Source organism: Dactylosporangium siamense (assembly GCF_016862795.1).
Lineage (GTDB): Bacteria > Actinomycetota > Actinomycetes > Mycobacteriales > Micromonosporaceae > Dactylosporangium > Dactylosporangium siamense.
Map to the genome: position 1 here is coordinate 71,641 of NZ_BONQ01000137.1, position 25,096 is coordinate 96,736.

The window sequence follows — 25,096 nt, forward strand, 5'->3', positions numbered from 1 at the left end:
ACACCAGCGGGCAGGAAGACACCAGGATCACCTCGTGCCGGGACAGGGGGATGATGACGGCGACGCGATACCGCATGGCGATCTCCCCCTTCCTCAGCACGACACCGAGATCATACCGGGGCCGCGCCACCCACGGGAACCGCTTTTCCGCCCCGCAGCGCATAGACGGCGGCGAGGACGGTGCCCACGCACAGCGCCGCCGCGCTCAGCCCCAGCGACCAGTGCACGCCGATCGCGGCGCCGAGCAGCCCGACGGTGAAGCCGCTGCCGGCCCGCAACCCGTTGGCGGACACCCCGTAGACGCCGATGACCCGCCCCCGGTCCGCGGGCGGCGCCAGCAGCTGCACGACGGTCTGCCCGATCGACATCGAGGCCAGGTTCGCCACCCCGCCGACGAGCAGCAGCCCCACCGCGAGGGGATAGCTGGTGCTCATGGCGAAGAACAGGCTGGTGACGCCGTACACCGCGGTGCTGATCACGGCGGCGAGGACGGTCGGTCTGATCCGCCCGGTCGCCTCGAGCAGGATGCCGCCGAGGACCCCGCCGGCGCCGTTGGCGAACAGCAGCACCCCGTAGGCGAGGCTGGCCCCGTCGATGCCCTCCCCGGAGGCCGCCCCGCCCGCCCCGAGGTCCTGCGCGAAGATCGGCATCGCCGACTGCATCGACGCGCCGACGAAGAACGACCCGAGCCCACCCAGGATGATCATGCTGACCAGGGTGTGGTTGCTGCCGACGGCCTTGAGCACCCGCACCGACTCCATCAGCCCGACCCTGGCCCGCGGCGCGCCGCGGTCGCGGGTGTGCCCGGTGAACTTCGTGCGGAACAGGAACAGCGTCAGCGGCAGGAAGAACAGCACGTTGACGAAGATGCCGGTGGTCGGGCCGAGCCCGAGCAGCAGCGCCGAGCCGACGACCGGCCCGAACAGCACACCGAGGCTGCGGAACGTGGCATTGAGCCGGACCGCGCTGGGCAGGTCCTCGTCGCCGACGAAGTCGTGCAGCATCAGCTGCTCCCCCGGCCCCCACAGCGACCCCGCGAGGCCGTGCAGCACCAGCAGCACGCACGCGTGCCAGACCTGCAACGTGCCGGTCAGGAACAACACGCCCCACGCGACCGACACCGTCGCGAACAGCAGCTGCGCCGCCTGGATGACCCGCCGGCAGTCAAACCGGTCGGCGAGTGACCCGAAGTACACCGAGAACAGCAGGAACGGCACCCAGTGGCTGATCACCTGGAACCCGGACAGCGCCGGCGAGTGGAACTTCTCCCACAGCACCCAGTACGTGATGACGTGCTCGATGTTGTCGGCCATCATCGCGAGGGCCGCCCCGAACAGGTAGGGCCGGCAGTCCTTGTTCCGCAACGCGGCGAACTTGCGTGGCTGCTGGACCTCGCTGGCGGCGCTCATGCGCCTCAGCCTCCACCCCGCCGGTGCGAGCTGTCCGCACCACTCACCCCGAAGTGATCACCGACACGGTCCGTCACCGGTCAGGTGTGTTTCCCCGTGGGATTCGGCTGTCACCTTGGAGCGGGCGTTCTGCTGGCCGTACCAGAGGCAGAACATCAACACGGTCCAGATCTTGCGGGAATGGTCGGCGTCGCCGCGGCGGTGGGCCGCGAGGAGGCGCTGGACGTGGCGGAGGTCCAGCAGGTGGTCCACGCCCGCGTCGGCGAAGACGTCACCGGCCCACGCGCCGATGTCGCCGCGCAGCCAGACCCTCGTCGGGGTGGGGAAGCCGAGCTTGGGCCGGTCGACGACCGCGTCCGGCACGATCCCGCGCATCGCCTCCCGCAGGGCGTACTTGGTGGTTCTGGCCACCTTCAACGACGTCGGCAACGCCGCGGCGGCGGCGTAGACGGCCCGGTCCAGGAACGGCACCCGCAGTTCGAGGGAGTGCGCCATCGAGATCCGGTCGGCCTTGGTGAGGATGTCGCCGGGCAGCCAGGTGTGCAGGTCGACGTACTGCATGGTGGCGACGTCGTCGAGGTCGGCGGCCGCCCGGAACAGCGGCGCCGTCACGGTCGTGTGCGGCTCCGCCGGGCCCCGCATGAGGCGGGCCTTCTCGCCGGTGCCGAAGATGCGGGCGTTGCCGTAGTAGCGCTCCTCGATCGGCGTGGTGGCCCGGTCCAGGAAGCTCTTGCCGCGCACGCCCTCGGGCATGGCCGCCGACACGGCGCGCAGCCCGCGGCGCAGCGGCCCGGGCAGCGCGGCGACGCCGGCGAGCGAGGCCGGCTCGCGGTAGATCTCGTAGCCGGCGAACAGCTCGTCGGCGCCCTCCCCGGACAGCACGACCGTGACGTCGCGGGCGGCGGTGCGGGCCAGGAACCACAGCGGCACGATCGCCGGGTCGGCGACGGGGTCGTCGAGGTGCCACACGATGCGCGGCAGCACGGCGATCACGTCGTCGTCGTGGACCAGGGTCGCGGTCAGGTCCACGCCGAGCGCGGCGGCGGTCTCCGCGGCCGCCTCGATCTCGCTGTAGCGTTCGTCGTCGAAACCCACCGTGTACGTGCGGATCCCCGGACGCCGCTCCCGCGCCAGCGCCACGACGGCCGTCGAGTCGATCCCACTGGACAGGAACGCGCCGAGCGGCACCTCGGACTGCAGATGCGCGTGGACGCTGTCACGCAGCGCGTCGCGCACGGCGGCGATCGCCTCCCCGGCGGGCCGCGCCGACGCCCGCAACGCGTGCCGGAAATACGCCGCGATCGCCGGTTCCTCCCCCGGTTTCCAGGTCAGGGTGTGCCCGGCGGCGAGCCGGCGCACCGCCGGGTGCAGGGTCGCCGGCTCGGGGACGTACTGCAACGTCAGGTAGTGCGACAGCGCCGCCGTGTCGAGGCGGGTCGCGGCCCCGGCGAACGGCAGCAGCGCCTTCTTCTCGCTGGCCAGGTACAGCCCGTCCGCGGTCCGCAGGTGGTAGAGCGGTTTGATGCCGAACGGGTCCCGGGCCGCCAGGACGGTGCCGGTGGCCCGGTCGTGCAGGACGAACGCGAACATGCCCCGCAGCCGGCGGACCGCGGACGGCCCCCAGTGGTGGAACGCGGCCGCGAGGACCTCCGCCTCTCCCTCGGTGGCGAAGACCGCGTCGAAGTCGCGGATCAGTTCGGCGCGCAGCTGGCGGAAGTTGTACAGCTCGCCGTTGAACACCACGGTCCAGGTGCCCCAGGTCACCGGCTGGTGGCTGTGGGCGACGTCGATGATGGCCAGGCGCTGAAACCCGAAGGCCACGCCGTCGTCCACCCGCAGCGAGGTCTCGTCGGGGCCGCGGTGGCGAAGGAGGTCCAGGGCCGCGGCGAGGTCATCCGCCACAACCGTCCCGTCTTCGCTCAGGAACACCAGGAATCCACACATGGCGCTGAAGGTAGGGAGCCGGTCGTTGGGAACTGATGAAGAACCATGGGCCGGATCGAAACCCGGCCGGGGTTTCGCAGGTTCTTCACAGTCGGCGCGCGACAATGGCCGCGATGAGCGCACGGATCCTGGTCGCGGACGACGACCCGAAGCAGGCTGAGCTGATCCGGCTGTACCTGGAGCGGGACGGCCACAGCGTGCTGACCGTCCCCAACGGCCGGCTGGCGCTCGAGCAGTGCCGGTCCCGCCGCCCGGACCTCCTGGTCCTGGACGTGATGATGCCGCTGGTCGACGGCCTGGACGTGTGCCGGATCATCCGCGCCGAGTCGACCGTGGCGATCCTGCTCGTGACCGCCCGCTCGACCGAGGACGACCTGCTGCTGGGCCTGGACCTCGGCGCCGACGACTACATGACGAAACCGGTCAGTCCGCGGGAGCTGGCCGCGCGGGTCCGGGCGCTGCTGCGCCGCTCCGGCATCGGCAGCCCCGGCCACCAGCAGGTGCTGCGCGTCGGTGACCTGGTGGTGGACGCCGGCCGGTTCGAGGTCCGGGTCGACGACGCGGCGGTGGTGCTGACCGCCAAGGAGTTCGGCATCCTGGAACTGCTCGCCGGCGAACCCGGCCGGGTCTTCACCCGCGGCGAGATCATCAACCGGGTCTTCGGCTTCGAACGCGACGTCTCCGAACGCACCGTCGACGCGCACGTGGTCAACCTGCGCCGCAAGATCGAGTCCGACCCGGCCGAGCCGCGCTACGTGCAGACGGTGTACGGCCGCGGCTACCGGCTGAACGAGCCCGCATGAGCTTTCGGTTCCGGGTGTTCGGCCTGGTGTTGCTGGTCGCGGGCACCGCGATCGGTGTCACCGCCTGGCTGAGCATCAAGCTCACCGCCCGGCAGATCATCGACGCGAACCAGACCGCGACCCGCAGCGAGGCCAGCACCGTCGAGACGTTTCGCACCTACGCGCTGCACCACGGCACCTGGGCCGGGATCGACACGGTGGTGCAGCGCCTGTCGGCCGACAACCAGCAGCGGATCCGCCTGACGAACCTCTACGGCCAGGTGACCGTCGACAGCGATCACCTCGCCGGGCGCGCCGCCCGGAAGGTCGTCACCTCGCCCGCCCTCGTGGACCCGCGCCCGCGGCTCACCTTCCCGTCCGACGAGGTCGCCAGGGCCATGTCGGCCGGCGACCCGGTGAAGGTCGGCTACAAGCTCGAGGCGGTGACCCTGCAGAACATCACCGAGTTCCGGCAGACCGTCCTGTTCGCCCGCTGCCTCACCGACCAGTTCCTGCCACCGCCGCCGCTGACCACCAACCGCTATGGCATCCCGGTCGGCCAGGGTACCGGCGGCGACTCCAGCGGCTGCGGCAAGCAGATCGCGCAGGCGGTCAGCCTGGAACAGATGAACGACATGTCCTACGTCGTCGGCTGCCGCGGCGAGAAGGAACCGGCGCCGTGCCTGACCAGGGCGTTCGGGGAACGGGTCGGCTCGTTCGCGCCGGAGCCGCTGCAGCTCTACCTGGGGGCTGTCCCCGACAACGCGGCGAACATCGTCGGCCGGTCCGGGCTCATCGCCGCCGGTGGCGTGCTCGTCCTGGTCATTCTCGGCACGGCGGTCATCGCCCGGCACGTGAGCCGCCCGGTGCGCGACCTCACCGCCGCGTCCCGGCGCCTCGCCGACGGGCACCTCGACACCCGGGTGCCGTCCGTCGGGCGGGACGAGCTCGGGCAGCTGTCGGAGTCGTTCAACCGGATGGCGTCGGCCCTCGAAGCCTCGGAACAGGCCCAGCGCCGGCTGGTCGCCAGCGTCGCCCACGAGCTGCGCACGCCGCTGTCGAACCTGCTCGGCTACCTGGAGGCGCTGCAGGACGGCCTCGTCGCGCCGAGCCGGGAGCTGTTCGGCTCGCTGCACGACGAGGCGGTGCTGCAGCGGCGCATCCTGGACGACCTGCAGGACCTGACGCTCGCCGAGGCGGGGCACCTGGCGTATCGCCGCGGCGACCTCGACCTGGCCGACCTCGTCGAGACCGCCCGGATCGCGCACCTGGCCGTCGCCGACGCCGCCGGGGTCCGGCTGACCGCGGAGACCGCCGGCCCGCTGCCAGTGCACGCGGACCAGGACCGGCTGCGGCAGGTGCTGGGCAACCTGATCGGCAACGCCGTCCGATACACCGACCGCGGCGGCGAGGTGACGTTGCGCGCGTTCCCCGACGCGGACCGGGTCGTCGTCGAGGTCCGCGACACCGGCTGCGGGATCGCCGCCGCCGACCTGCCGTTCGTGTTCCAGCGGTTCTGGCGCGCCGACCCGGCCCGGGACCGCGCCACCGGCGGCAGCGGCCTCGGGCTGACCATCGCCCGGCAGATCGTCCGCGACCACGGCGGCGACCTCACCGTCGACAGCGCACCCGGTGAGGGCGCCACGTTCTGGTGCACGTTTCCGGGCAGCGCCCGATAGCACCCGGCCGGCGCCCACGCACGGGGGTGGACGCCGGCCGGGAGGGGTCAGACGGCGGTGCGCCGCCACTGCTGGTTGGTGCCGGTGCCGCAGGTCCACTGGACGAGCTGCGCGCCGTCGGTCGTGGCGGCGTTGAACACGTCCAGGCACTTGCCGCTGTGCCGGGCGACGAGTTGGACGTAGCCGGAGCCGGCGTCCTGCAGCCGCCACTGCTGGTTCGTGCCGGTGTGGCAGGTCCACTGCACCACCTGCACCCCGTCACCGGTCGCGCCGGTGCCGCCGTTGACGTCCAGGCACTTGCCGCTCGCGGCGCCCACCACCTGGTAGTACCCGCCGCCGGCGTCGCGGAACTGCCAGCGCTGGTTGGTCTGGCCGTTGGCCGCCCACTGCACGACGGCCGCACCGTCGGTGGTGGCGCCGTTGTAGACGTCGGCGAGCTTGCCGCTGTGCCGCGCGGTCAAGGTGTACGAGGGTGTCGTCGGCACCGTGGTCAGCGGCGCGACGCGGAACAGGGCCGCCCCGTGTGCCGGCACGCTTCGGGACAGGGCGCCGGTGACCGTACCGAGGCTGGATCCGGACCACAGGTCGGTGACGGTGGCCGAGCCGATGCCGAGGTCGGCCAGGTTCAACGAGACCGTCGCGGCGGCGGACTCCCGGTTGAACAGCGCGATGTAGCGGTGGTTGCTCCCCGGCACGTCGGCCGCCCAGACCTGCCGGGTGCCTCCCGTGAGCTGCCGGTTGTTGGTGCTGTTCTGGTCGACGCCGAGCACCGCCGCGTTGGTCATGAGCGCCAGCTCGGCGGCCCGGTTCTCGGTGAGGTTGCCGCCCCACATGAGCGGCGACCGGTTGATCGACCACAGCGTCATCAGGGTGCGCTGCTCGTCCGCGGTGAGGTTGGAGTAGCGGGGCGAGCCGACGGGCCCCTGCTTGGAGAGCCGGCCGATCGGGATCATGTCCGGATCGGGCCAGGCCCCGGTGGTCCGGAACGGCGTCCAGTCCCGCAGCTTGTCGAACAGCGCGTCGAGGGACGCCCAGTTGTCCCACAGGTCGTTGACGATGCGCCACAGGTGCGCGTTGGCGGCCACGTGCGCGCCGTTCGCGAGCGGCGTCGGTCCCGGGGAGAGGCTGAGCACCATCGGCCGGCCGCTGCGCTCGATCGCGAGGCGGTACCCCTCGATCTCGCCCTGCCGGTAGGTCGGGGCGGCGATGTCGTCGACCTTGACGTAGTCGACGCCCCAGCTCGCGTACAGCCGGAACAGCGAGTCGAGGTACGCCTGGGCGCCGGGGTGGCTCATGTCGAGGCCCCAGTTGAGGTTCAGCCACGACGCGGTGGTGGTGTTGTCGATCTGGTTCGCGGTGTAGCCGGTGCCCTGGATCGGCAGGTTGTCGGCGACGGCCTGGCGCGGGATGCCCCGCATCAGGTGCACGCCGAACTTGAGCCCGCCGGCGTGCAGGTAGTCGGCGAGCGGCTTGAACCCGTTGGTGCCGGTCGCGGACGGGAACCGGGTGGTGTCCGGCAGCGGCCGGCCGAACTCGTCCAACCGCAGCCGCGGCTGCAGGTTGGCGTCCTGGTTGGGGCTGCCGGTGCCGCTGCCCGGGTAGTACCAGGCCCAGTCGATGACGATGTACTGCCACCCGTACTGGCGCAGGTTGTCGCGCATGTAGTCGGCGTTGGCCTTCACCTGCGCCTCGGTGACGTTCCAGTTGTAGGAGTCGTAGCTGTTCCAGCCCATCGGCGCAGTGCTGGCAACTCCGTTGTTCCAGCCCAGTGGTGCAGTGTTGGCGACGCCGTTGTTCCAGGCCTGCGCCTTGGTCGGGACCACCAGGAGGGCCGCGCTCATGACCAGGACGAGCAATTTGCGCATCACGACACCACCCGCCACGTCGCGTCGGCGCGGGCCTGCGCGGTGGTGATGGTCTCCAGCTTCAGCAGGTAGTTGGCGTGCCGGATGTAGCGGTCCGGGTAGTTGTACGACTGGAACGACGACCACGACGCGTCGGCGAGCCCGGCGACCTGCCGGAACGTGGCGTCACCGGCGAAGGTGGACGTGCCGTCGTTGGCGGCGAGGACGAAGTCGAACGCGTAGTGGCGCAGGTAGTAGCCGGGGAAGTTGACCGACTCGAACGACACGGACCCGGACGCGTCGGCCAGGCCCGGCACGACCCGGAACTGCGCGTCCGCGGCGGGCGAGACGTTCGGGTCGATGCGCACGTCGTAGTTGGCGTGGCGCACATAGCGGTCCTGGAAGTTGTAGGACTGGAGCCGATTGGCTTTGGTACCCCACTTCGCCAGGACCCTGGTCTCCTCGGCGGCGGTCAGGTTGAGGATCGAGCCGTGCCGCTTGCGGTCGGTGCCGAGGCTGTAGTCGGTGCGGGTGCGGAAGTTCTGGGTGCTGCCCAGGTTCGTCGAGCTGATCGGCAGGTAGCCGCGGCCGGTGGCGTACTGGTCGAGCCACAGGTTCCACTCGTTGCGGCCGTTGAACTGCGCCCACATCGGCCCCTCGACCACGTTGCCTCCCGTGGCGCCGTTGGAGATGCCCATATGCGACAGGTTGCCGATGGTGGTCCAGGTGCCGAGGATCGTGTTGCTGCCCTCGATGGTGATCTGGCCGTCGGCGGAGGCCCGGTAGTACCGGTACCCGCCGACGCTGCCGGGCACCTCGATGATCTGCGTGTCGATGACGCCCTGCCCGCTGCCGCGCTCCAGGTACAGCTGCGGCGCGGTGAACGTGCGGAAGTCGCCGGTGCGGACGTAGAAGATGCGGTGCTTGGTGACCCCGTTGCGGAGCGAGTTCGTGGCCCAGTAGACGACGTAGTCGTTGGTGGCCGGGTTCCAGATCGCCTCGGGCGCCCAGGCGTCGCCGGCGCCGGAGATGCCGCCGGCGACGTTGATCAGCCACGGCGCGGACCAGGTCACCAGGTCCCGGGACTCCCAAACGACCAGCGAGGTGCTGCCCCGGCTGGACGCGTCGCCCCAGGACGTGCCGCTGGCGATGCGCAGGTCGGTGGCGATGATCCAGTACCGGTCACCGGCCGGCGACCGGACGATGGCGGGGTCGCGCACGCCCCGGGTGCCCACGGTGGACAGCAGCACCGGGGCGCTGCCGTTGAGGTCGGTCCAGTGCAGGCCGTCCTTGCTGTGCGCGAGGTAGAGCTGCTCCCCGTTGGCGGTCTCACCGGTGAAGTGCGCCATCAGGTAGCCGGTGAACGGGTCGAGCGCGACGGCCCGGCCCGGTGCCGCGACGGACCAGGACGCGAAGATCAGGCAGGCGAGCACGGCGAACGTGCCCATCCTTTTCAGCATGGGAGTCTCGCTTTCAGAGTGTGGGCACGACGGGCACGATGGTGCCGTCGGCGTTGAACTGCATCCGGTCGATGGCGGTCTCGCGGTTGGTGCCGTTGCCGGCGGGCACGGCGAAGCGGTGGTAGGCGATGTACCAGACGTCGGTCCCGGGAGCCCGCACCACCGAGTGGTGCCCGGTCCCCCGGACGCTCCCGCTCTTGCTCAGCACGACCCCGCGGTTGGTCCACGGCCCCACCGGTGACGGTCCGGTGGCGTACGCGACGCGGTAGTCCTCGCTGCGGGTGTCGTTCTCGGACCACATGAAGTAGTAGGTGCCGTTGCGTTTGAACACGAACGGCGCCTCGTTGTAGCCGGCCGGCGTGATCGTGCGGACCTGGGCGGGGTCGTAGGAGATCATGTCGCCGTTCAGCGGGACCACGCGGGCGACGCCCTGCCCCCAGTACAGGTAGGACCGGCCGTCGTCGTCGGTAAACACCGCCGGGTCGATGACCTGCCCGCCCGCGAACTGCCCCGCGGCCACCAGAGGCCGGCCCAGCGCGTCGCGGAACGGCCCGGTCGGCGCGGCGGACACCGCGACACCGAGCTGCTTGGCGGTGTTGCCGGTGGCGAGGCCGCCGCTGAAGTACAGGTAGTACTGGCCGTTCCGGTTCGCGACCGAAGGCGCCCAGGCGGAGTTGTCCGCCCAGGACACGTCCGGTGCGAGGTCGAGGATCACCCCGTGGTCGGTCCAGGTGACCAGGTCGGTGGAAGAGAACGCCTTGTAGTAGGTGCCGGCCCAGCCCGCGTATCCGTCGGTGGTCGGGTACAGGTAGTAGCGGCCGCCGAAGCTGGCGATCTGCGGGTCCGCGAACAGGCCCGGGATCACCGGGTTCCGGTTCGTCTTCGGCGCCCAGGCGGCGGTGACGCGGAACGAGCTGTCGGCCACGCTCTGGATCGGGTCGAGCCACAGCGCGAAGTCCCGGTGCCGGATCCGCCGGGACGGGTAGTTGTAGGAGACGAACGAGACGGACCCGGCGACCGATCCGTCCGCCGCGCAGAAGGTGGCGTCCGCGCGGAAGGTGGCGTCGCCGGTGTTGGCGTCGGTCCGCAGCCGGAAGTCCCGGTGCCGCAGGAACAGCCCGCCCTTGGTCTGGAACGAGTAGCAGCCCGGCGACGCGAGCCCGTTGACGACGGTGAAGGTGGCGTCCGCCTTCGTCTGCGCGGTGCTCGCGGTGGTGACCGGGTCGATCCGGCCGAGCGAGTCCAGGTGCCGGACGTAGCGGCCCGGGTAGTTCACGGACTCGAGGGACACGGCACCCGTGGGCACGGTGGCCGCGGCGGCCGGCCCGCCGCCCACCACCACGGCGACACCCGCCGCGGTCACGCACAGCGCCAGCACAACGGCTATCCGCATCGGTCCTGCTGAATGTGAGCGCTCACAACACTCCCGTACACATGGAAGGTCTGGATGTTTCCTGGATGTGACAAAGTGTTGATGCCGATGACTGCGCTGTCAAGAAGTCCGTCGATTGATGGCCTTCTGTGATCGCTCACAGCACTGGCGAGTCACAACACCGACAACCACCGGCCCGAAATGATCAATACAGTGCAGCCATGTTCGACAACCGCCGGATCCGCAAGCACGGCCACACCGCCCAGGCACTGGTGCTGTCCGCCAAGGAACACTCCACGTTCAGCTCCAACGAGAAGCCCCGCTACGACTTCGTGCTGGAGGTCCGGCCCGAGGACCGCGCCCCCTTCCAGGCGCACGTCCGGCAGGCGTTCTACATCGCCGAGCGCAAGCCGGTCGAGGCCGACCTCGTCCAGGTGAAGTACGAACCCTCCACCCTGAAGGTCATCTTCGACCTGGCCGGCGACCCGCGCTTCGACCTCGAGGCGATGCAGGCCCGCACCAACCAGCTGAACCGGGAGACCCGCCGCCTCCGCGACGAGCGGGGCTCCTGAGCGGGCCGCGACCGCCGGTCACGCTGTTACCGGTCGGACTTCTGCACCGCGCGTTCCGGCTGACTCCCTGACGGCGGTCGGCTTCCCTGACGGCGGTCGGCGATCATGCCACCTGGACGGCCGACAACGAGGCCGCCGTTCCGGTGGCAAGATCGCCGGCGTGCTGGTCGACGACGTGTCACGGTGGTCGGTCCTCGCGTTCGCTTCGGTGCACGTCGGGGGCCTGCTCACCCACCATCCCGTGCCGTGGTCGGCAACGCTCGCGGCGGCGTCGCTGCTCACGGTTGCCCATTCCGCCACGGCACGAGCAGCGACCGGCACCCTCCGTAGCCTCGCCCTGCTGTCCGGGCTGGCGGCCGTGGTGCTGCTGGTGGCCGAGGTGGAGTACCACGGCGGCTGGTCGTCCTTTCGGGCCGGGGCGCCGGTGAACGACAATCAGGCCCTCGTCGAGGCGGTGCTGCTCACGGTCGCGGTCGCGGGGCTGTCGGCGGCCGCGCTGCTGCCGGAGCACGGCGCCGAGGAGCGACTCCGCGCGCTGCACGCCCGGTTCGAGGCCTGGCGCGAAGACCGGCGCACAAGGGTCCTCGACCTCTCCTCGACGGAACCCTCGGCCGAGCCGGCCACCGACACGCGCACACCGTCCGTGCCGGAGCCGCACGGGATGCTGTCCGCGCCGGAGCCACACGGGACGCCGTCCGTGGCCGAGCCGCACGGGACGCCGTCCGTGGCCGAGCCACACGGCACGCCTTCCGTGGCCGGCCACGGGGTGCTGGAGCCGCCGGTCGTGCTCGACCTCGGGACGCTGGAGCCGCACGGGACGATCGCCGAGCCGCCGGCCGCCCGGCCGCGCCGCGGCGCCGGGCGGTGGCGGGCCCGCCTCGCCCTGACCGGCGGCGTCGCGGTCACCACGCTGGTGGTGCTGGTGGCGACGGGGCCGATGTGGGAGCCGGACACCTACGGGCAGCTGCCACTCACCGCATCCCCGGACCGCGTCGGGTTGTACCTGGCGACCGTGCCGATCGTCCTCGCCGTGCTCGCCGCAACCGTCGCCGCCTGCCTGAACCTGCTCCGGCCGGGTCGCCGTGGGGTGGCGCTCGCCGCGGCCGCGCTCGTCGTGCTCGCCGTGCCGGTCGCCTGGGCGCGGGGCGGCGAGGACCGGTTCGCCCCGGAGCCACCGCAGTCGGCGCAGTCACGGCACGCGGCCACGCTGAGCGGGGCCGCCCGCGTGCCCCAGCCCCGCGTGGAGTTCGAGCCCGGCTACCCGACGATCATCACGTTCGACGAGCAGGAAATGCACGACTTCCTGAACGAACAGGCCGCGCTGCACCAGCGGGCCCTGCTGGGCGAGCAATACGGGCGGAGCGAGCAGTCCGACCTCGCCAGCTACAGTTACGGCCCGCGGGACGCGCCGCCCGGGTGGACCGACGGCAGTTGGTGGAGCCGGCTGATCGACTGGGACAGCATCCTCGACGGTGTCAGGAGCGGGCTCCCCGTCGTCGCGTTCCTCGTCCTCATCACCGCGCTGCTCCCGGCACCCCACCGAACCGAACAACGTCGTCCCGGTGTCGGCGCTCAGCTTTACCAGACACTAGCACAACCGAAAAAATAATTAGTCGGTAGTCTACTCATCGTAGCTGCTGAACTCCTGGCGGTCACGCGCTCCTGCAATCAGCAGGCGCCTTCGACGCGCTGGACGGCCGTGGCGTAGTCGGGGACGGATGCCATAGCGGCGGCCAGGCGCAGGAACGGCAGCGCCTCGCGGGGCTTGTTCTGCCGCTCCAGGGTGCGTCCCAGCAGGTGGTGCGCGTAGTGGTCGGTCGGGTCGCGGTCCACCAGGGTGCGCAGGTGCGTCTCGGCGCGGTGCAGCTGCGCCGAGGCGAAGTAGGCGCGGGCCAGCCACAGCCGCACCTCCGCGTTGCCGGGCTCCTCGTCCAGGACGGTGGCGAGGATCTTCGCGGCCTCGATCGGGTCGCCGGCGTCGAAGTAGAGGACTCCCCTGCGGTACTCAGCCATGACGTCGTTCATGAACCAGTGCAACGGCGACAGCCGTCCCCGCATTCCAGAGCAACCCGACGACACCCGGACGGTGCCCGTACACCACCGTCCGCCGCCGAATCTGGACGGATCTGTCCCTGCGAACCACCGACGAGGTCCCATGACGCGTGTGCCGGCCCGGATCGCGGCCGCCGCGCTCGCCGCCGCGATGCTGCCCGCAGTGCCGGCCCACGCCGCAGCGGCAACCACCGCCGCGACGACCCCCGTCACGGCGGCCACGCCGTCGGTCGGTGTGAACCTCAACGCGCCGGTCGACTGGACGACCGAGTGACCGTTCGTGGACCTGTTCCGCACGTCGCGGGACTGGATCTCGCAGAAGCCCGGCGCCGCCTGAGGGAAGGGCCCGGCGGGCAAGATGGTCGTGACGTGGAAGGGCCGCGGCCAGGTCGAGCTGTGGGGTGACGGCCGGACCAGCAACCGGACCGCGAACCGGTTCGAGTTCGAGATGTTCCACCCGGCGTACCTGCGGCGGCTGCGGGGCATGAAGACGCTGCGGTTCATGGACTGGCTGGACACGAACAACTCCACCCAGCTGACCTGGGATCAGTACCCGACCGAAACGGAAGCGCGGCAGAGCGACCGCGCGGCGCCGCAGATCATGGGGCGGCTGGCGAACCGGGTCGGCGCCGATCCGTGGTTCACGATGCCGCACCTCGCCGACGACAACAGGGTGCGGCAGTTCGCGACCGCCGTCCGCGACACCGGCGCCGCGAGGCACTATGCGAATCCCCGCAGCGCGCCGGAGAAACGAGAAAACCGCAGGTGGGGAATCCAGCTGCGGTTCCGGCCCCCGCGCCGCGGCGCGGGGGCCGGGTGCCGGGTGCCTCACGCTTCACACGGACGGCGACGCGCTCTCCAGGAATCGCAGCACGGCCAGGACCCGCCGGTGATCGCCCTCCGAGGCGGGCAGGTCGAGCTTGGCGAAGATGCTGTTGATGTGCTTGGCCACGGCGCTCTCGCTGACCACGAGCTTCTCCGCGATCCCGGCGTTGGACCGCCCCTCGGCCATCAGCCCGAGCACCTCCCGCTCCCGCCCGGTGAGCCGGTCCAGCGGGGTGTTCTGCCGCCGCACCAGCAGCTGCGCCACCACCTCGGGGTCCAGCGCGGTGCCGCCCGCAGCCACCCGGCGCAGCGACTCCAGGAAGACGTCCACGTCCGCGACCCGGTCCTTGAGCAGGTAGCCGACGCCGGTGGTGCTCGTGGAGAGCAGGTCGGCGGCGTAGCGCTCCTCGACGTACTGGGACAGCACCATGATCGCCACCTCGGGCCACTGCCGCCGCACCACCAGGGCGGCGCGGATCCCCTCGTCGGTGAAGGTCGGCGGCATCCGCACGTCCGCGATCACCAGTTCCGGGCGGTGCCGCTCCACCGCGGCCAGCAGCCCGGCGGCGTCGTCCACCGCGGCGGCCACCTCGAAGCCGGTCGTCTCCAGCAGCTTGGTCAGCCCGGCGCGCAGCAGCACCGAGTCCTCGGCGATCACAGTTCGCACGGAAGCTCCACCATTATCGTGGTCGGCCCGCCGACCGGGCTGACTATCTCGAACCTGCCGTCCACCGAGGCCGCCCGCTGCGCCAGGCCGGTCAGCCCGGAGCCGCGGGCGGCCTCGGCGCCGCCGATCCCGTCGTCCGCGACGGACAGCCGCAGCAGGGCGCCGTCCAGCCACACGTCCACCCGGGCCGCGGACGCCTGGGCGTGCTTGGCCACGTTGGCCAGGGCCTCCGAGACCATGAAGTACGCCACCGCCTCGACCGTCGGCGGGACCCGCCGGGGCACGTCCACCGCCAACCGCACCGGGACCGGGGAGCGGGCCGCGATGCCGGAGAGCGCCGCGTCCAGGCCGCGGTCCTCGAGGACCACCGGGTGCAGGCCGCGGACGAGGTTGCGCAGCTCGCCCAGGGCCTCCTTGGCCTCCTCGTGCGCCTCGGCCAGTGCGGTCCGGGCCTCCTCGGGCAGGTCCTTCAGGGTCGCCCGGGCCAGGCCCAGGTTCATCGCCAGGGACACCAGCCGCTGCTGGGCGCCGTCGTGCAGGTCGCGCTCGATCCGGCGGCGCTCGGCGTCGGCGGCGTCCACCACCGCGGCCCGGCTCTCGGTCAGGTCGGTCACCCGGCGGGCCAGTCGCTCCGCCCGGCTGGGGCCGAGCAGGTCGGTGGCGAACTTCAGATCCCAGCGCACCGAGGCCATGACCAGCCAGGGCGTGAGGTAGACCACTACCAGGCACACGAGCGCCCCCCAAAGCGCCAGGGACGTCGCCATGGACAGCCATTTCCAGTTCGGGCCGAAGGCGATCGCCGCGCTCAGCCAGCCGAAGCAGATGAGCCCGCAGACCCACATGGTGCCCGCGATCACGCCGACCAGGTTGGCCGCCGGTCCCGCGATCAGGTGGTAGCAGGCCTGCCGCCAGGTGCGCGGGTGGCGCAGCCGCGCACGCATCCGCGGGGAGAACGGCGCGGCCGCGGACGCCGCGTCCCGGGCCGTGTGCGGGGCCCTGGGGATCTGGGCGCCCCGGATCTTGTCGTACGCGGACCGGCGCAGCGTCGTGAGCTGCGGGCCCAGCAGCACCGCCGCCAGCAGCGGGAGGAAGGCGCAGGCGAGGATCGACGGCAGGTAGCTGGGGGCGAAGAACGCCCACGGCAGCCCGATCAGACCCAGCGGCAGCAGGCTCAGCGCCGACGAGAGGATCACGAACCACAGGTCGCGCCACGCCCGCCCGCGCCAGGGCGCCAGCAGGAAGCGGCCGATCGGCGCCAGGACGGCGTTCATGGCCCCTACGGTATTCGGCCACGTGACCGGCGCTCCATGGCGCTGGCGCCCGCTTCGGCCTGTACCTGGCACCACCCCGGAACGGAAAGCCACGCTACTGATTCGCCGGGCCGCGGCGACCAGAGTGGTGATCGTGCCCGGCGCACCACCAGACGCCGACGCCGGGCGGAGAGGGGACGACCGCCATGCTCGCCGTCACAGACCACCTCGACCGCGACCCCGACCTCGGCCGGATCGGGTCCGAGCTCGAGCCCCGGCCGGGGCGCGGGCGTCCGGACGCCCGCGCCGACCGCCCCGGCGGACGCCGGCCGAGCGCGCTCGGCGCCGCCTTCGTGCTGGCCGGGCTCGCGATGATCCCGTGGGTGTTCTACCTCTCGGTCACCCTGCCGGCCAGCGCGCGGGACGCGCACTGGTCGCTCGCCTGGGTCGGCCTGGACGGCTGCGAGGCGGTGGCGCTGTTCGCCACCGGTTGGTTCCTGCTGCGGCGGGACAACCGGTGCGTGCTGATCGCGGTCGGCAGCGCGGTGCTGCTGCTCGTGGACGCCTGGTTCGACGTCACCTCGGCGGCGACCGGCCCGGACCTGGCCACTGCGATCGTCATGGCGGTCTTCGCCGAGATCCCGATCGCGCTGGTCTGCGCCGTGCTCGCCGCGCGCGTCCTGCGCACCCCATTCCCGCGCGGCTGACCGGCCGCCGCGTATCCGTTCTGCGCCGTGCTCGCCGCGCGCGTCCTGCGCACCCCGTTCCCGCGCGGCTGACCGACCGCCGCGTATCCGTTCTACGCCGTGCTCGCCGCGCACGTCCTGCGCACCCCGTTCCCGCGCGGCTGACCGGCCGCCGCGTATCCGTTCCGTCCGCGCCCTGTCGCGCGTCACCGAGAAGCGAAGACCGATGCCGCTCATCAGCCGTCCCTCGCGTCTACCTGGTGACCGCGCTCGGGGAGACACCGGAGCCGGCCCGGGTGCTCAGCGCGGCGGCGCGGGTGCTGAAGCCGGGCGGGCGGCCGGTGACCGCACCACCTTCACCTGGCGGCCCTGACGTCACTTGCTCAGGACGCAGTAGATGGGTTCGCTCGGCGTGGACAGGTAGTACTCGAGGTCGTCGAAACCGGTCCAGTCACGTTCCGCGTGGGCGGCGAAGACCTCCTCGTCGGACAGCGTGGTCGTGAAGCGGACCTCCTGGTCGGTGTCGTCGGTCTCCGGCTCGATGTGCCACTTGTACTCACCGGCGGCCTTCGTCTCGACCATGTCGTCGGCGGCGTTGCGGGTGCGGTGGATCGGCAGGTCGATGACGGTGGCCGTGCCGTCGGCGCGGATGCTCACCGTGCCGCCGCAGTCGCTGGTCCAGTCGCCGACCAGGTCCTGCTCGGTGAACGTGTGCCGCTGCCCGCCGAAGATCTCGTCGAAGAGCAGGCCCGGCAGGGAGCAGCAGCCGCAGCCGAGCAGCAGCGGCAGGACGAGCAGGACGGCGGCGACCTTCATCGCCGAGGAGCGGGCACGCGACGGCATGACGATGATCATCAGGGTGGATCGACGTTCCGGCAAGTCCCGGAGGTCACCCCGGCGGGAGCTGGGCCGCCCGGACGAGCACCTGCACCGGGCCGACCTCGGTCCCGTCGCGGCGCAGCCGCACGCCGCGCACCGGCAGCCACGCCTCACCGTCGAGGGTGACCGCGCCGGCGCGGTCCACCGCCTCGACCCGCAGCCGGAGCGGCCCGGTGCCGTAGCGGTAGTCGCGTTCGTCGAGCACGGTGACCGCTCTGTCCGCCGTCATGAGAAACCCGTTGTTGCATTGGATCGCAGCACTTGCATGCAACCGAGCCTAACGTTCGAGTCCGTGGCCTGACAGCAGCTAAACCGATTAGCTACAGCAGCGCTCGGCCAGGCCGCCGTCCCGAGTGGCGACCCGACCGGGCGGTATCGCGGTGGTCGTCGCCCGGCGGCCGCCCGGACGGCAGCTGATCGGTCAGTGTCACTCGATGATCGTTGCAGGTCACCGACGAAGGGGGTGCGGGCCGTGCACTTCGCGCGGTTTGGGAGGATCAGACGATGCACCCGCCGGACGCCACGCCTCCCGGCACCTGGCGGAGCCGCTGGCTGCGCCTGCTGCTCGTGGTCGTCGCGGTGCTGGTCCTGGCCGCGATCGGGCTGCGCGGGCGGCTGCCGGACCCGCAGGAGCTGCTCACCGCGTTGAGCGGGGCCGGCTACGGCTGGGTCGTGCTCGCCGTGCTGCTGCAGGCCGCGTCGATCGCCGCGTTCGCCGGGCAGCAGCAGTACCTGTTCGCGGTCCTCGGCACCCGCATCCGCCGCCGCCGGGTGCTGGCGATCACCCTGGCCCGCACTGCCATCTCGATCTCCGTGCCGGCCGGCGCGGCGGTCTCCACCGGGTATGCGATCCGGGAATACGAGCGGGCCGGCGCGCCCAAGGAGATCGGCGCGGTCACCGCGATCGTGTCCGGCCTGGCGTCGATCGGCGGCCTGGCCCTCGTCTACGCCGCAGGTGGGGCGGCGCTGCTCGCGTACGGGACCACGACGTCGCTGACCTGGCGGCCGCTCGTGATCGTCGTGGCGATCGTCGCGCTGACGGCCCTCGCGGTCGTCGTCGGCCGCCGGCTGTTCGATGACGGCCCCGCCGAACAGCGCGAGCAGCCGGAGCGACAGGGGCGGCTGCAACGGTACGTCCAGCGCCTGCTCGCCTCGGCCCGGGACGCGTGGCGGGCCGGCGCCGGGCTGCGCGTGCGGGACTGGTGGGCCGTGGTCGGGTACGCGGCGGTGAACTGGCTGACGGACCTGGCCTGCCTGGCGGCGTGCACCCACGCGCTGGGCCTGCCGGTGAACCTGCCCGCCCTCGCCGGCATCTACCTCGGCGTCCAGATCGTGCGGCAGGTGCCGCTGTCGCCGGGCGGCATCGGCGTGATCGAGACCGCCCTGGTGGCCGGCCTGACCGCGTCGGGCGCGACGGCGATCACCGCGGCCGCGGCCGTGCTGCTCTACCGGCTGCTGTCCTGCTGGCTGCTGATCCCGCTCGGCGGGGCCGCCGCGGTGGTCCTGCGGCGGCCGGGTCGGGCACCGTCTCCGTCGCCTCCGCTGCCCGACCGGGACGTCAGTGCGTCTTGAGCCACGCGACCAGGTCGTCGAGGACGCGGTCCCGCTCGGGCTCGTTGAACACCTCGTGGTGCAGGCCCTCGTAGATGTGCACGGTGAGGTCCTTCGCACCGGCGGTGTCGGCGATGAGGCGGCTGCTCGCGGCGTCGACCAGGCGGTCCTCGGCGCCGTGCAGCACCAGCGTCGGCAGGGTCAGCTCCGGCAGGCGGCGCTGGAACATCCCCATCGTGGTGAGCATGGCGCCGCCGACACCGGCCGGGACCTTGCCGTGGTAGACGAGCGGGTCGGCGTCGTAAGCGGCGACGACCGCCGGGTCCTTGGAGATGAACTTCGAGTCCAGGGCCTGCACGGGGGTGGCGGGCGCGATCCGGCCGAGGACCTTCGCGACCGCGATCGCCGGCTTGCCGATGCCCGAGCCGGGCACGACCGGCGTGCCGGACAGCGCGAGGGCCCGCAGCGACGCCTGATGGTCCAGCGCGTAGGCGAGCGCGATCATGGCGCCCATGCTGTGCCCGAGCAGGAACGGGACCTGACCGGGGTGGCGGGTCGCGACCTCACCGAAGAGCAGGTGCAGGTCGGCGGTGTACTCGTCGATGCCGCGCACATACATCCGCTTGCCGCCGGAGCGGCCGTGGCCGCGGTGGTCCGGGGCATAGACGGCCAGGCCGAGCTCGCCGAGCCGGGCCACGACGTGGTCGTAGCGCCGGGCGTGCTCCCCCATGCCATGGGAGAGCACGACGACACCTTCGACGTCGGCCGGCGTCCACGCGTCGTAGACGATGCGGACCCCGCCGCCACCGGTGAGGCTGTGCTCCTCGCGCTGCATGGCTGCATCGTCCGCCCTGAACGAACGTGAAGCAAGCCGCTGCGCCACTGCCGGCTGCGGCGGCTGTCCCTGCGCCGCCCGCAAGAAACGGCGCAGGGACAGGTCAGGACGCGGCGCGCTCGGCTGCGCTGCGCTCCACGCAGAACTCGTTGCCCTCGGGGTCGGCCATGGTGACCCAGCCCGAGCCGTCGTCCTTGCGGAAGTCCCCGACGACGGTGGCGCCCAGCCCGAGGATCCGCTGGACCTCCTCGTCCCGGGTGGCGTCGGTGGGCTGCAGGTCCAGGTGGATGCGGTTCTTGCCGGCCTTGCCCTCCGGCACCTGGACGAACAGCATCGCGGCCGAGCCGTCCGGGGCCTCGATCACGGCCTCGGTGTGCTCCGGCAGGTTCGGGTCGTCGGGGTTCTCACGGAAGCCGGTGAGGGCGCTCCAGAACAGCGAGAGGTCGTAGCACTTCGCGCAGTCGACGGTGATGTGCCTGATGCGTACGGTCATGCACCCACCTCACCAGATCCGGCAACCGGTTTCTCTCAGAAGCCCCGCGCGAGGCGATGGTACGCCTGATTCCAGCGGACCTCCTTGGCGAACTGCCGGACCGTCGTGTCGGCGTCGATGACGAGCAGCTCGGTGCCCGTCATGTCGGCGAGGTCCTGCAGCTCCTCGGTACCCACGGCGAACGACAACACCGTGTGGTGCGGGCCGCCCGCGGTGAGCCACGACTCGGCCGACGTGGACAGGTCGGGCCTGGGCTTCCACACGGCGCGGGCGACGGGCAGGCGAGGCAGCGGTGCGGTCGGGGCGACCACGTCGATCTCGTTGGCCACGAGCCGGAACCGCTCGCCCAGGTCGGCGAGGCCGAGCACGACGGCGGGGCCGGGGGTGGCGTCGAAGACGAGCCGGACCGGGTCCTCGCGGCCACCGATGCCGAGCGGGTGGATCTCGCACGACGGGGTGTCCAGCGCGATGCTGGGGCACACCTCCAGCATGTGCGCGCCGAGGATGACCTCGTTGCCCGGGGTCAGGTCGTAGGTGTAGTCCTCCATGAACGACGTGCCGCCGCCCGGGGACATGGCCTTCAGCGTCCGCACCAGGACGGACGTCTTCCAGTCGCCCTCGCCGCCGAAGCCGTACCCGTCGGCCATGAGCCGCTGCACCGCCAGGCCCGGCAGCTGGCGCAGCCCGCCGAGGTCCTCGAAGTTCGTGGTGAAGGCCTTGAACCCGCCCGCGTCCAGGAACGCGCGCAGCCCGAGCTCGATGCGGGCGGCGTAGCGCAGCGAGTCCGCCCGGTCGGTCTTCAGCGCGTCGGAGACCCGGTACGTGTCGTGGTACTCCTTGACCAGGTTCTCCACGTCCGCGTCCAGGGTCGCGTCGACGGCTTCGACGAGGTCGTTGACGCCGTACGTGTTGACCGACACGCCGAAGCGCAGCTGCGCCTCGACCTTGTCGCCCTCGGTCACCGCGACGTCGCGCATGTTGTCGCCGAACCGGGCCAGCCGCAGCGACCGCATTTCACAGTAACCAAGAGCGGCGCGGGTCCAGGCGCCGATCCGGGCGGTGACGCGGGGGTCGGTGACGTGCCCGGCGACGGTCTTGCGGGCCACCCCGAGCCGGGACTGGATGTAGCCGAACTCGCGGTCGCCGTGCGCGGCCTGGTTCAGGTTCATGAAGTCCATGTCGATGTCCGCCCACGGCAGCGCGACGTTCGCCTGCGTGTGCAGGTGCAGCAGCGGCGTGCGCAGCGCGTCCAGGCCGGAGATCCACATCTTGGCCGGCGAGAACGTGTGCATCCACGCGACGACGCCCACCACCTGCGGGTCGGCGTTGGCTTCCAGACAGGTTTTCAAGATGTCGCCGGCACTGGTGAGCACCGGCTTCCACACCACGCGCACCGCGATGTCCGGCGACTCGTCCAGGGTCGCGGCGAGCTGCCTCGACTGGGCCGCGACCTGGTCGAGCGTCTCGGGGCCGTACAGCCCCTGGCTGCCGGTCAGGAACCAGACCTCGTGCGTCATGATGTGCTCCTCTGCCCGCTCTGGGGCTGGCCGTAGACGTTCTGGTAGCGGTCGTGCAGCGACGCGACGGCCTGGTCCGGCAGCCGGTCGACGGACCCGAGCTGGCGGGCGTAGTGCATGGTTCGGGCGACGTCCTCGCACATGACCGCCGCCTTGACGGCGGCCTTCGCGGTGGCGCCGATGGTGAACGGGCCGTGCTGCAGCATCAGCACCGCCGGCGACGGGTGCCCGGTCAGCGTCTCGACGATGCCGCGGCCGATCGCGTCGGAGCCGATGAGCGCGAACGGCCCGATCGGGATGTCGCCGCCGAACTCGTCGGCCATCGCGGTGAGCGAGCACGGGATCGGCTCGCCCCGGGCGGCCCACGCCGTCGCGTACGGGCTGTGCGTGTGCACGACCCCGCCGACGTGCGGCATGTGCCGGTACACGTACGCGTGCGCCTCGGTGTCGCTGGACGGGGCGTGGGCGCCCTCGACGAGCCTGCCGTCGAGGTCGCAGATCACCATCGCGTCGGGGGTCAGCTCGTCGTAGGAGACGCCCGACGGCTTGATGACGAGCAGGTCCTCGCCGGGGACGCGGGCGGAGACGTTGCCCGAGGTCCAGGTGACCAGGCCCCAGCGGATCAGCTCGCGGTGCAGCTCGCACACCTCTTTCTTGATCGCCTCGATCACCGGGCCACCTCCTCGCGCAGGTCGCGGAGGCGGTGCAGCACGTCATTGCCGCCTTTTCCGAAGTACTCGTGCAGCTGCTGGTACTCGGCATAGAGTCGGTCGTAGACGTCGGCGGCGGTCTCGTCGGGCGTGTAGACGGCCCGTTTGACCTTGCCCATCGCGGCCGCGGCGGCCCGCACGTCCGGGTATTCGCCGGCGGCGACCGCGGCGTGGATCGCCGAGCCGAGCGCCGGGCCCTGCTCGGAGTCGATGACGCTGATCGGGCGGCGCAGCACGTCGCTGTAGAGCTGCATGAGGAACGTGTTCTTGAGCAGGCCACCCGCGGCGATGAACTCGGTCACCGGCACGCCGGCGGTCTCGAGGGTCTCCACGATGGTGCGGGTGCCGTAGGCGGTCGCCTCGATCAGCGCCCGGTACTGGTCCTCCGGCTTCGTCGCCAGGGTCTGCCCGACGATGACGCCGGACAGGTGGTGGTCGACGAGCACCGATCGGTTGCCGTTGTGCCAGTCCAGCGCGACCAGGCCGTGCTGGCCGGGGCGCTGCGCGGCGGCAGCCGCGGTGAGCTCGTCGTGCTGTGCGGATGCGAACGAGGCGAACCAGCCGAAGATGTCGCCGACGCCGGACTGGCCGGCCTCGTAGCCGTACAGGCCGGGAATGATGCCGTCGGCGACGACGCCGCACATGCCGGGCACGTCGGCGAGGGTCGCGCCGCTCATCACGTGGCACGTGGAGGTGCCCATGATGGCGACCAGCTGGCCCGCCTCGACGGCCTGCGCGGCGGGGGCGGTGACGTGCGCGTCGACGTTGCCGACGGCGACCGCGATGCCCTCCGGCAGCCCGGTCCACGCGGCGGCCTCGGCGGTGAGCCGGCCGGCCAGCCCGCCGAGCGGCGACAGCGGGCCGTCGACCTTGTCCACGAACGTGCCGAAGCCGGGGTGCAGCGCCTCGAAGAACTCCCGGGACGGGTACCCGCCGTCCTGGTAGGCGCCCTTGTAACCGGCGGTGCAGGCGTTGCGGGTCTCCACCCCGGTCAGCTGCCACACGATCCAGTCGGCGGCCTCGATGAAGCGGTCGGCTCGCGCGTACACCTCCGGGTCCTCCTCGAGGACCTGCAGCGCCTTCGCCAGCTGCCACTCCGAGGAGAGCTTGCCGCCGTACCGGGCCAGCCACGCCTCGCCACGCTCCTCGGCGATCCGGTTGATCCGGTCGGCCTGGCGCTGCGCGGCGTGGTGCTTCCACAGTTTCGGGTGGGCGTGCGGTCTGTCGGGGAGGACGTCGCCCAGGGGGGTACCGTCGGCGAGCACCGGCAGGAACGTGCACGCCGTGAAGTCCGTGGCGATGCCGACCACCTGTGCCGGGTCGATACCTTCCAGGGCCTTGGGCACCGCGTGGCGCAGCACGTCGACCCAGTCCTCGGTCATCTGCAGCGCCCAGTGCGGCGGCAGCACCTCACCGGTGGCCGGCAGCGTGCGTTCGACCGCGCCGTGCCGGTACTCGTGGACGGCGGTGCCGACCTCGGTCCCGTCGTCGACCCGGACCACGACGGCCCGGCCGGACAGGGTGCCGTAGTCGACCCCGACTACAAATTTCGTCATGAGGTTCTCCGCGCCACGGCCCGCTGCAACACGATGAACGCGAACAGCAGCGCGCCGATGACGATCTTGGTCCACCACGAGCTGAGGGTGCCCTCGAACGTGATGATGGTCTGGATGAGGCCGAGCACGAGGACGCCGAGCACGGTGCCGAACAGGAAGCCTGAGCCGCCGGTGAGGACGGTCCCGCCGATGACGACGGCGGCGATCGCGTCGAGCTCCATGCCGAGGGCGTGCAGCCCGTAGCCGGAGGAGGTGTAGAAGGTCAGCAGGACCCCGCCGAGCGCGGAGCACACCCCGCTGATGGTGTAGACCGCGATCTTCGTCCGCCCGACGGGCAGGCCCATGAGCAGCGCCGACTGCTGGTTGCCGCCGATGGCGTAGATGTTGCGGCCGAGCCTGGTGTACGCCAGGACGTACGCGCCGACGAGCACCACGACGAGTGCGATGACGACGCTCCACGAGATGTGGAACCCGCCGAAGCGGATCTTGTAGTCGGCGAGGGAGGTCCACAGCGCGTTGTCGATCCGGATCGCCTCGGTGCTGATGACGTAGCACAGGCCGCGGGCGAGGAACATGCCGGCGAGCGTGGCGATGAAGGGCTGGATGTCGAAGAAGTGGATGATGCTGCCCATCGCCAGCCCGATCAGGGCGCCGACGAGGAGCACCACCGGCAGCACCGCGATCGGCGACCAGCCGGCGCGCACCAGCGACGCGAAGATCATCGTGGTGAGCGCGACGACCGCGCCGACCGACAGGTCGATGCCGCCGGTCAGGATCACGAACGTCATGCCGACGCCGACGACGAGCAGGAAGCCGTTGTCGATGAAGACGTTGAGCACGATCTGGGTGTCGCTGAAGCCGGTGTACCGCACGACGCCGGCGCCGTACATGACGCACAGCAGTGCCAGGGTCGCCAGGACCGGGATGTGCCGTTGCTGCGGCCGCCGGATCACCCGCTTCTGCAGGCTCTCAAAGGTGGTGCTCATGCCGTCACCTCCGCTGCACTCCGGCGC

The 25,096-nt window shown here is 71.6% G+C and carries 23 protein-coding genes; 7 read left to right on the top strand and 16 right to left on the bottom strand.

Annotation, left to right across the window (positions count from 1 at the left end; genetic code table 11):
* Positions 1-110: 110 nt before the first annotated feature.
* Positions 111-1,409, bottom strand: a complete 1,299-nt coding sequence (locus Dsi01nite_RS43565; protein ID WP_203852309.1) for an MFS transporter — start codon at positions 1,407-1,409, stop codon at positions 111-113.
* 57 nt (positions 1,410-1,466) lie between these two features.
* The gene (gene asnB / locus Dsi01nite_RS43570) at positions 1,467-3,353 is read right to left on the bottom strand and encodes an asparagine synthase (glutamine-hydrolyzing) (RefSeq protein WP_203852310.1); all 1,887 of its coding nucleotides are present in this window, start codon (positions 3,351-3,353) and stop codon (positions 1,467-1,469) included.
* A gap of 104 nt (positions 3,354-3,457) precedes the next feature.
* On the opposite strand from asnB, the gene Dsi01nite_RS43575 reads away from it, so the two are divergent.
* Together Dsi01nite_RS43575 and Dsi01nite_RS43580 are read left to right on the top strand one after the other, a co-directional pair.
* Positions 3,458-4,156: a response regulator transcription factor gene (locus Dsi01nite_RS43575; protein ID WP_203852311.1), complete on the top strand. Its 699-nt coding sequence runs from the start codon at positions 3,458-3,460 to the stop codon at positions 4,154-4,156.
* Entirely contained in the window at positions 4,153-5,814 is a 1,662-nt protein-coding gene (locus Dsi01nite_RS43580) for a sensor histidine kinase (RefSeq protein ID WP_203852312.1), read from the top strand. Before Dsi01nite_RS43575 ends, Dsi01nite_RS43580 begins: the two co-directional genes overlap by 4 nt.
* Positions 5,815-5,861: 47 nt before the next feature.
* Here the strand turns inward: Dsi01nite_RS43580 and Dsi01nite_RS43585 are convergent, their stop codons facing one another.
* From Dsi01nite_RS43585 to Dsi01nite_RS43595, 3 genes are read right to left on the bottom strand one after another with little or no spacing between them, the layout of a single operon-like run.
* Entirely contained in the window at positions 5,862-7,679 is a 1,818-nt protein-coding gene (locus Dsi01nite_RS43585) for an alpha-galactosidase (protein ID WP_203852313.1), read from the bottom strand.
* Positions 7,679-9,118 (bottom strand): glycoside hydrolase family 43 protein, encoded by a 1,440-nt coding sequence (locus Dsi01nite_RS43590; RefSeq protein WP_203852314.1) that lies wholly within the window; start codon positions 9,116-9,118, stop codon positions 7,679-7,681. Before Dsi01nite_RS43590 ends, Dsi01nite_RS43585 begins: the two co-directional genes overlap by 1 nt.
* A gap of 13 nt (positions 9,119-9,131) precedes the next feature.
* A complete protein-coding gene (locus Dsi01nite_RS43595; RefSeq protein ID WP_203852315.1) occupies positions 9,132-10,511 on the bottom strand; it encodes a family 43 glycosylhydrolase in 1,380 nt (459 codons plus the stop codon).
* Between the two features lie 200 nt (positions 10,512-10,711).
* Between Dsi01nite_RS43595 and Dsi01nite_RS43600 the strand changes: the two genes are divergently transcribed.
* Both Dsi01nite_RS43600 and Dsi01nite_RS43605 read left to right on the top strand, forming a co-directional pair.
* On the top strand, positions 10,712-11,062 hold the full coding sequence (locus Dsi01nite_RS43600; RefSeq protein ID WP_203852316.1) for a hypothetical protein: 351 nt from the start codon (positions 10,712-10,714) through the stop codon (positions 11,060-11,062).
* A gap of 160 nt (positions 11,063-11,222) precedes the next feature.
* Positions 11,223-12,671 (top strand): hypothetical protein, encoded by a 1,449-nt coding sequence (locus Dsi01nite_RS43605; protein ID WP_203852317.1) that lies wholly within the window; start codon positions 11,223-11,225, stop codon positions 12,669-12,671.
* Positions 12,672-12,730: 59 nt separating this feature from the next.
* Here the strand turns inward: Dsi01nite_RS43605 and Dsi01nite_RS43610 are convergent, their stop codons facing one another.
* On the bottom strand, positions 12,731-13,087 hold the full coding sequence (locus tag Dsi01nite_RS43610) for a tetratricopeptide repeat protein (RefSeq protein ID WP_203852318.1): 357 nt from the start codon (positions 13,085-13,087) through the stop codon (positions 12,731-12,733).
* A 130-nt stretch (positions 13,088-13,217) separates the two neighbouring features.
* Here Dsi01nite_RS43610 and Dsi01nite_RS43615 point away from each other — a divergent pair, with 130 nt between their 5' ends.
* Positions 13,218-13,388: a hypothetical protein gene (locus Dsi01nite_RS43615; protein ID WP_203852319.1), complete on the top strand. Its 171-nt coding sequence runs from the start codon at positions 13,218-13,220 to the stop codon at positions 13,386-13,388.
* A 561-nt stretch (positions 13,389-13,949) separates the two neighbouring features.
* Here the strand turns inward: Dsi01nite_RS43615 and Dsi01nite_RS43620 are convergent.
* The gene (locus Dsi01nite_RS43620; RefSeq protein WP_203852320.1) at positions 13,950-14,606 is read right to left on the bottom strand and encodes a response regulator transcription factor; all 657 of its coding nucleotides are present in this window, start codon (positions 14,604-14,606) and stop codon (positions 13,950-13,952) included.
* On the bottom strand, positions 14,594-15,877 hold the full coding sequence (locus Dsi01nite_RS43625) for a sensor histidine kinase (protein ID WP_239136606.1): 1,284 nt from the start codon (positions 15,875-15,877) through the stop codon (positions 14,594-14,596). The genes Dsi01nite_RS43620 and Dsi01nite_RS43625 overlap by 13 nt, the downstream gene beginning before the upstream one ends.
* Before the next feature lie 185 nt (positions 15,878-16,062).
* On the opposite strand from Dsi01nite_RS43625, the gene Dsi01nite_RS43630 reads away from it, so the two are divergent.
* A complete protein-coding gene (locus Dsi01nite_RS43630; RefSeq protein ID WP_203852321.1) occupies positions 16,063-16,563 on the top strand; it encodes a hypothetical protein in 501 nt (166 codons plus the stop codon).
* Positions 16,564-16,917: 354 nt separating this feature from the next.
* Here Dsi01nite_RS43630 and Dsi01nite_RS43635 read toward each other — a convergent pair whose 3' ends face one another.
* Positions 16,918-17,385, bottom strand: coding sequence for a hypothetical protein (locus tag Dsi01nite_RS43635; RefSeq protein ID WP_203852322.1), 468 nt, complete (start codon positions 17,383-17,385; stop codon positions 16,918-16,920).
* A gap of 46 nt (positions 17,386-17,431) precedes the next feature.
* Entirely contained in the window at positions 17,432-17,650 is a 219-nt protein-coding gene (locus tag Dsi01nite_RS43640; protein ID WP_203852323.1) for a hypothetical protein, read from the bottom strand.
* Positions 17,651-17,925: 275 nt separating this feature from the next.
* Between Dsi01nite_RS43640 and Dsi01nite_RS43645 the strand changes: the two genes are divergently transcribed.
* Positions 17,926-18,993 carry a lysylphosphatidylglycerol synthase transmembrane domain-containing protein gene (locus Dsi01nite_RS43645; RefSeq protein WP_203852324.1) on the top strand — a complete coding sequence of 356 codons (1,068 nt, stop codon included), beginning with the start codon at positions 17,926-17,928 and terminating at the stop codon, positions 18,991-18,993.
* Here the strand turns inward: Dsi01nite_RS43645 and Dsi01nite_RS43650 are convergent.
* The 6 genes from Dsi01nite_RS43650 to yjfF all read right to left on the bottom strand — a co-directional run bounded on the left by Dsi01nite_RS43650 (position 18,980) and on the right by yjfF (position 25,069).
* The gene (locus Dsi01nite_RS43650; protein WP_203852325.1) at positions 18,980-19,807 is read right to left on the bottom strand and encodes an alpha/beta hydrolase; all 828 of its coding nucleotides are present in this window, start codon (positions 19,805-19,807) and stop codon (positions 18,980-18,982) included. The two genes, Dsi01nite_RS43645 and Dsi01nite_RS43650, sit on opposite strands and share 14 nt — an antisense overlap.
* Before the next feature lie 103 nt (positions 19,808-19,910).
* The gene (locus Dsi01nite_RS43655; RefSeq protein ID WP_203852326.1) at positions 19,911-20,300 is read right to left on the bottom strand and encodes a VOC family protein; all 390 of its coding nucleotides are present in this window, start codon (positions 20,298-20,300) and stop codon (positions 19,911-19,913) included.
* Positions 20,301-20,335: 35 nt separating this feature from the next.
* Positions 20,336-21,817, bottom strand: coding sequence for an L-arabinose isomerase (gene araA / locus Dsi01nite_RS43660; protein ID WP_203852327.1), 1,482 nt, complete (start codon positions 21,815-21,817; stop codon positions 20,336-20,338).
* Positions 21,814-22,488, bottom strand: coding sequence for an L-ribulose-5-phosphate 4-epimerase (locus tag Dsi01nite_RS43665; protein WP_203852328.1), 675 nt, complete (start codon positions 22,486-22,488; stop codon positions 21,814-21,816). Before Dsi01nite_RS43665 ends, araA begins: the two co-directional genes overlap by 4 nt.
* The gene (locus tag Dsi01nite_RS43670; protein WP_203852329.1) at positions 22,485-24,083 is read right to left on the bottom strand and encodes a ribulokinase; all 1,599 of its coding nucleotides are present in this window, start codon (positions 24,081-24,083) and stop codon (positions 22,485-22,487) included. The genes Dsi01nite_RS43665 and Dsi01nite_RS43670 overlap by 4 nt, the downstream gene beginning before the upstream one ends.
* On the bottom strand, positions 24,080-25,069 hold the full coding sequence (yjfF, locus tag Dsi01nite_RS43675; RefSeq protein WP_203852330.1) for a galactofuranose ABC transporter, permease protein YjfF: 990 nt from the start codon (positions 25,067-25,069) through the stop codon (positions 24,080-24,082). Before yjfF ends, Dsi01nite_RS43670 begins: the two co-directional genes overlap by 4 nt.
* Positions 25,070-25,096: the final 27 nt, after the last annotated feature.